The 6,174-nt window shown below is 65.5% G+C and carries 5 protein-coding genes; 3 read left to right on the top strand and 2 right to left on the bottom strand.

Going from position 1 to position 6,174, the window contains the following annotated elements; translation table 11 throughout:
* Window positions 1–120 precede the first annotated feature (120 nt).
* Entirely contained in the window at window positions 121–849 is a 729-nt protein-coding gene (locus QGG75_06845; GenBank protein ID MDP6066956.1) for an MASE2 domain-containing protein, read from the bottom strand.
* A 148-nt stretch (window positions 850–997) separates the two neighbouring features.
* Complete coding sequence (locus tag QGG75_06840; protein ID MDP6066955.1) at window positions 998–2,644, bottom strand: AMP-binding protein; 1,647 nt, start codon at window positions 2,642–2,644, stop codon at window positions 998–1,000.
* A 129-nt stretch (window positions 2,645–2,773) separates the two neighbouring features.
* Between QGG75_06840 and QGG75_06835 the strand changes: the two genes are divergently transcribed.
* From QGG75_06835 to QGG75_06825, 3 genes are read left to right on the top strand one after another with little or no spacing between them, the layout of a single operon-like run.
* Entirely contained in the window at window positions 2,774–3,928 is a 1,155-nt protein-coding gene (locus tag QGG75_06835) for a thiamine pyrophosphate-dependent enzyme (GenBank protein ID MDP6066954.1), read from the top strand.
* A 2-nt stretch (window positions 3,929–3,930) separates the two neighbouring features.
* Complete coding sequence (locus tag QGG75_06830) at window positions 3,931–4,917, top strand: alpha-ketoacid dehydrogenase subunit beta (protein ID MDP6066953.1); 987 nt, start codon at window positions 3,931–3,933, stop codon at window positions 4,915–4,917.
* A complete protein-coding gene (locus QGG75_06825) occupies window positions 4,917–6,152 on the top strand; it encodes a dihydrolipoamide acetyltransferase family protein (protein ID MDP6066952.1) in 1,236 nt (411 codons plus the stop codon). Before QGG75_06830 ends, QGG75_06825 begins: the two co-directional genes overlap by 1 nt.
* Window positions 6,153–6,174: the final 22 nt, after the last annotated feature.

Here is a 6,174-nt window from a genome sequence, read left to right as displayed (position 1 = left end):
CTGGACCTGGACTTCTGGATGGAACGGCGGCTGATACCCCACATCATCGAGGAAGACACCCGGGCCCAGAAAACGACGAAATAAGGTCTTTTTGCGAAATGTGCGCCAGCGCGCCGGCGATCAGGCCGGTGCCAGCAATCGTTCCGCCGGCAGCCAGATGGTGACATAGCCGGTGTGGCGATCGCTCAAGGTGCCGCCGATGCCGGCCGCCATGGCCTCGGAAAAGCCGATTATCGCGTTCAGCGGCGTGCGCAATTCGTGGCTCACCTGCGAGAGGAACTCGCTTTTCGTGCGATCGGCCGTCTCGGCGGCCCGCTGCGCCTGTTGCGCCGCTTCCTGGGCGGCGGTTCGTTGCTCGACCTCATCGGCAAGATCGTTGCTCTGGGCTGACAGTCTCTTGGCCAGATCGTAATTGGTGAAGCCAAGGACGAAGCCGTACAACACCAGCATCGGCAAACTGCAGGCGATGGTCAGTTGGCTCGATGCCGGCTGGAATTCGAAGCCGAAGACCAGTGTCGAGGCCCCCACACCCAGCAGCATCACGGTGAAGGCGCGGGCCAAACGGCGCGGGCCGCCGGCGGCCAGAACGCTCATTGCCATGAAGGTGTTGAACACCACCGCCGGCACCAGGTTGAAAGCCAGGATCGGTACCCAAATGCTGCCCAGGAAGGTGTCGAACAGCACCACGCGATGGACGATGCGATAGGAGTTTGCCGCCCGCGATGAAATGGCATAAGCCAGTGGCGGCCAGGCCAGGCACCAAGCCAACAGCAACAGCCATTGCCAGACCGGCGCCTCGCGCTGATAGAGCACCGAACCAAAGCTCAGCGCAGCAAGTCCCAAGCCCACGGTGCGGCCAAAGTGGACGGTCTTGACGAAATCTTGTCGCTTTTGAGGGCGTTGCAACGCGGTCGAGTCCAGCCAGTTTCCCGCGGACTGTCGGCGGTATTGGTTTAGATATCGTTAGCTGTGGCGGGGAATCGCGAGGGCAACTTCGTTAACTTTTGCCGCCCGCCTCGGCGCGCAAATCGACGCGGCGGATCTTGCCGGATATGGTCTTGGGCAGGGCCTCGCGGAACTCGACCTCGCGGGGGTACTTGTAGGGCGCCGTGAGCTGCTTGACGAAATCCTGGATGTCGGTGGCCAGGGCTTCACTGGGCTCGAAGCCCGGCGCCAGCGTGACGTACGCCTTGACGATTTCGCCGCGCAGCTCGTCTGGCTTGGCCACGACGGCCGATTCGAGCACCGCCTCGTGTTCCACCAGGGCGCTTTCGACCTCGAAGGGACTGATGCGGTAGCCGGCGGATGTGATGATGTCGTCGGAGCGGCCGACGAACCAGATGTAGCCATCCGAGTCGCGGGTGGCGGTGTCGCCGGTGTAGTACCAGCCGTTGCGGAAGGCCTGCGCGGTGGCGGCCGGGTCGCCTAGGTATTCGTGGAAGAGGCCGGGCGGGTGGGGATCGGTCAGGCGCACGGCGATGTGGCCGACCTCGTCGTCGGCGACTATGGCGCCATCGTCGCCGACGATGCCGATGTCGAGCCCCGGCACCGGCTTGCCCATGGATCCCGGGCGGATCTCCATGCCCGGGAAGTTGGCCACGATGTTGATGGTTTCGGTCTGGCCGTAGCCGTCGTGGATGTCGCAGCCGGTGGCCGCCTTCCACGACCGCATGGCCTCCGGGTTGAGGGGCTCGCCGGCGCCGATGCAGTGGCGCAACGAGCTGAGATCCCAGCCCGAGACGTCCATCTGGGCAAACAGGCGATAGATGGTGGGCGGCGCGCAGAACGTCGTCACCTTGTGGCGCTCGATGAGGCGGAGGTGCGTCTCGGCATCGAAGCCCTCGCCGTCGTAGAGCATCACCGTGGCGCCGGCCAGCAGCGGCGGGAAGACGATGCCCCAGGCCGCCTTGGCCCAGCCCGTGTCGGTCAGCGTCCAGTGCACGTCGTCTTCGCGGAGCCCCATCCAATAGTCGCCGGTGATCGAATGGGCGAGCCCATAGGACTGATTGCGTCCCACCATCTTGGGCATCGAGGTGGTGCCCGAGGTGAAGTAGACCAGCATCTGGTCGTCGGACCTGAGCTTCGGCAGGGCGTCACGATCGAGGTCTTCGGAAGCCGCCGCACAGGCCGTCTCGAAAGAGGTCCAGCCCTCGCCCGGCGTGCCGCTACCAATTACAATCAAGTGCTCCAAGGAAGGGCACGCCGAGCGTGCCGCCTCGACCTTTTCGATGTGTTCGGCGGTGACGATGGCGAGGCGCGTGCCGGCCTGGTTGACGCGGTATTCGATGTCCTTGGCGGTGAGCAGATTGGTCCCGGGCATGGCCACCACGCCGGTCTTCATGCAGCCCAGCAGCACTTGGTAGAAGGCCGCGAGGCGCGGGATCATGACGAAGGCGGCATCGCCCTTGGCGGCGCCCAGGCCGCCCAGCACGTTGGCGAAGCGGCTCGAGGCGCGGTCGAGGTCGGCGTAGCTGTGACGCTCGACGCTCTCGCCGTCGGCGGCCACGGCGATCAGTGCCGTCTTGTCGTTCTCGCGGCCGCGCTTGGCCACCACGTCGAAGGCGAAATTGAAATGCTCCGGGATTTCCAAGCCAAAGGCGGCCCGGGCCGCTTCGTAGTCGAACGGGGGAAAACTCTCGGCCATCTCGGTTCCTCTCGTCGGGCCAAACGCCAGCCCAGAAAATAACGAAATTTTTGCCGATGGGGGTGTGAAATCCATCAAAGGTATGTTAGTATACGTTTATACATAAGAGACTTTATCGGGAGAACGATCTTGGCAGGCAAAGCGAAGGGCGGGGGCAAGTCGAGGCGCCGCGAGAAAAAAGTCACCACGCCCCTCGACCAGGCCAAGAAGCTCGGCATCCGCCAGGTCGTCGACCAGCACGGCAAGCCCTGCGGCGATCTGCCCGAGCCCGAGCTCAGCCGCGACGATTTGCGCCGGCTTTACGAGATGATGGTGCTGGTGCGTGCCCTCGACCAGCGCGGCTGGACGTTGCAGCGTTCGGGCCGGGTCGAGTTCTGGATCCCGCATAGCGGCCTGGAAGGCACGCATATCGCCGCCACCATGGCTTTTGCCATCGACGACTGGATCTTCATGGGCTACCGCCATCCGGGCACCATGCTGATCCGCGGCGCCCCGCTGGTGCAGCTTTTTGCGCAATTTTTCGGCCGTCGCGATGAGCCCTTCAAGGGCCGCCGCCTGCCCACCGTGATGGGCGACAGGCAAGTCAACGTGGTGCCCCAGACGACCCAGGTCGGCTCGCTCATCCCGCACGCCTGCGGAGTCGCCTGGGCGGCCAAGATCCGCGGCGACGAGACCCGCGTCTTGGCCATCTTCGGCGATGGCGCGACGTCGCGGGGCGAGTTCCATTCGGCCATGAACTTTGCCGGCGTGCACAAGCCGCCGGTGGTTTTCCTTTGCGAGAACAACGGCTGGGCGATCTCGACACCGAACGAGATGCAGACCGGCTCGGCCACCTTCGCCGAGAAGGGCGATGCCTACGGCGTGCGCAACCTGCGCGTCGACGGTAACGATGCCCTGGCTGTCTACAGCGTCGTCAGCGAGGCCCGCGAACTGGCACCGCGCGAGGGCGCCACGCTGATCGAGGCCGTGACCTACCGCATGGGGTTCCACACCTCCTCCGACAACCCCGATCTTTATCGCACCGAGGAGGACGTCGCCGCCTGGGAGCCCTGGGATCCCTTGAAGCGGATGCGCGGCTACCTGGAGTATCGCGGCTTTTGGAGCGACGAAGAGGAGACCGCGCTGTGGGCGCGCTGCAAGGACGAGCTTCAGGCCGCCATCGATGAGGCCGAGGCCATGGAACTGCCCGATCCCTCGTCCATGTTCGACGACACCTTCGCCGAGCTTACCTGGATGCTCGAGGAGCAGAAAGCTGCGCTGCTCGATGACCTGGAGGGCGACTGACCATGCCCGTTCTGACGGTTCTCGAAGCCCTTAACGCGGGCATGGCGCATGAGCTCGAGCGCGACCCCGACGTCGTACTGATGGGCGAGGACGTGGGCCGGGCTGGCGGCATCTTCCGCACCTCGCAGGGCCTGCAGCAGCGCTTCGGTTCGCACCGCGTGATCGATACGCCGCTGGACGAAAAAGGCATCGTGGCCCATGCCGTGGGCTTGGCGCTTTATGGCCTCAAGCCCATCGCCGAGATCCAGTTCTCCGGCTTCATCCACGACGCCTTCGAGCACATCATGTTTTGCGCCGCCCGCTTCCGCTGGTCCTCGGGCGGCCAGTATTCCTGCCCCATGGTCATCCGGGTGCCGTCCTTTGGCGGCATCAAGGGCGGGCTTTGGCATTCGCAAAGCGTCGAGGCCTATTTCGTCCACCACGGCGGGGTCAAGATCCTCTGCCCGACCACGCCCCAGGACGCCTACGCCATGATGCTGGCGGCGGTGCGCGATCCCGATCCCGTATTGCTGATCGAGCCGGTGCCGCTCTACCGCGCCCTGAGCACCGAGGTCGAGCTCGATGGCGTGCCGGCCGAGATCGGCAAGGCCGAGATCGTGCGCCCGGGCGACGACGTCACCGTGCTGACCTTCGGCCCCATCCGCCACTCGGTGGCCGAGGTGGCCGACGAGTTGGCCGAGCACCAGGGCTATGACGCCGAGGTCATCGATCTCCGTACCATCATCCCCTACGACATCGAGACCATCATGGCCTCGGTCAAGCGCACCGGCCGCGTCGTCGTCGTCCACGAGGCGCCGCTGAGCATGGGTTTCGGGGCCGAACTGGCGGCCGTCCTGCAGGAGCGTGCCTTCGGCTATTTGCATACGCCCATCCAGCGGCTGGCGGCGCCCGACGTGCCCTACCACTTCAGCATCGGCGACGAGCACTACCGCCCCAACCGTCAGCGCATCAAGAAAGCCATCGTGCGCACCATGGAGTTCCAATTCTGATGTACGACTTCATCCTGCCCGATGTCGGCGAGGGCATCAGCGAGGCGCTGTTGATCTCGTGGACCGTGGCCGTCGGCGACGCCCTCGAGGAGGGCGCCGAGGTCGCCACCATCAGCACCGACAAGGTCGATGTCGAGCTGCCCTCGCCGCGGGCCGGCGCGGTGGCGGAACTTTGCTGGCAGCCGGGCGATACCATCCCGGTGGGCCAGGTGCTGATGCGCATCGAAGATGGCGGCGGCACGGCCACAATCGAGCCCCAGGCCAAGCCTGAGTCCAAGGCCAAGTCCGAACCGAAGCCCAAGCCGAAACCCGCCCCAATCGAATCTGTGCCCGAGGCACCGCCTGTGGCGCCGGTCGAATCTGCCATTATTGCGGCGCCCTCGACCCGCAAGCTGGCCGCCGACCGTGGCATCGACCTGGCCGGCCTGCGGGGCAGCGGCCGCGACGGCATGATCCTGCGCCGCGACGTCGAGGCAGCGGCACAGCCGGCCCCTGCGGCGGCGCCAGCCGCCCTCGACGATCAACCCGAGGTCCGGCGCGAGGCTCTCAATGGCCCCCGCGCCGTGGCATACGAGCGGCTTTCCTATTCGGTGCGCACGATGGTCCATTCGACCATGACCTTTGAGGTGCCGGCCGACGCCCTGGTGGCGTTGCTGGCCAAACTCGAGCCCGAGGCCGAAAAGCGTGGCGTTAAACTGAGCTATGCGGCGCTGTTTGCCGTCTGCGTGGCGGCGGCGCTGGCCGATCACCCGCGCTTTAACGCCACCATCGACGAGGAGCGCCGCGAGCTTTTGTTGCACCGCGACGTCAACATGAGCATCGCCGTGGCCACCGAGGCCGGGCTGCTGGTGCCGGTGGTGCGCGGCCTCAACCGTTTGTCGCTGTTTGCCGCCGCCGCCGCCATCAACGACGTGGCCCAGCGCGGCCGTGATGCCGCCCTCGAACACCGCGACATGCAACAGGGCACGTTCACGCTTTCCAACACCGGCAACCTCGAACGCACGACGCTGCTTTCCGCCCGGCCCATCATCAACCCGCCGCAGACGGCCATTCTTTGGGTCTCGCGCATCAACGACCGGCCGCGTGCCAAAGACGGTGCTTTCGAGGTGGGGCCGATGGTGGCCTGCAGCTTGAGTTTCGACCACCGCTTCATCGACGGCGCCGACGCCACCCGCTTCGTCAACGACCTCGCCGCCATGTTCGAGTGCCCCGAAGCCTCCCTGGCAGCCGGTTAGATAAGGAATCAGAAAGGATATG

The sequence above is a fragment of the Alphaproteobacteria bacterium genome (assembly GCA_030740435.1).
Taxonomy (GTDB): Bacteria; Pseudomonadota; Alphaproteobacteria; order UBA2966; family UBA2966.
The sequence above is the reverse complement of the archived record's forward strand: the minus strand, read 5'-3'. Positions and strand labels throughout refer to the sequence as shown.

What these genes read in the sequence shown, in the direction of transcription:
- QGG75_06825 (MDP6066952.1), top strand. Translation starts at nt 4,917, where the DNA reads ATGTACGACTTCATCCTGCCCGATGTCGGCGAGGGCATCAGCGAGGCG.
- QGG75_06830 (MDP6066953.1), top strand. Translation starts at nt 3,931, where the DNA reads ATGCCCGTTCTGACGGTTCTCGAAGCCCTTAACGCGGGCATGGCGCAT.
- QGG75_06840 (MDP6066955.1), bottom strand. Translation starts at nt 2,644, where the DNA reads ATGGCCGAGAGTTTTCCCCCGTTCGACTACGAAGCGGCCCGGGCCGCC.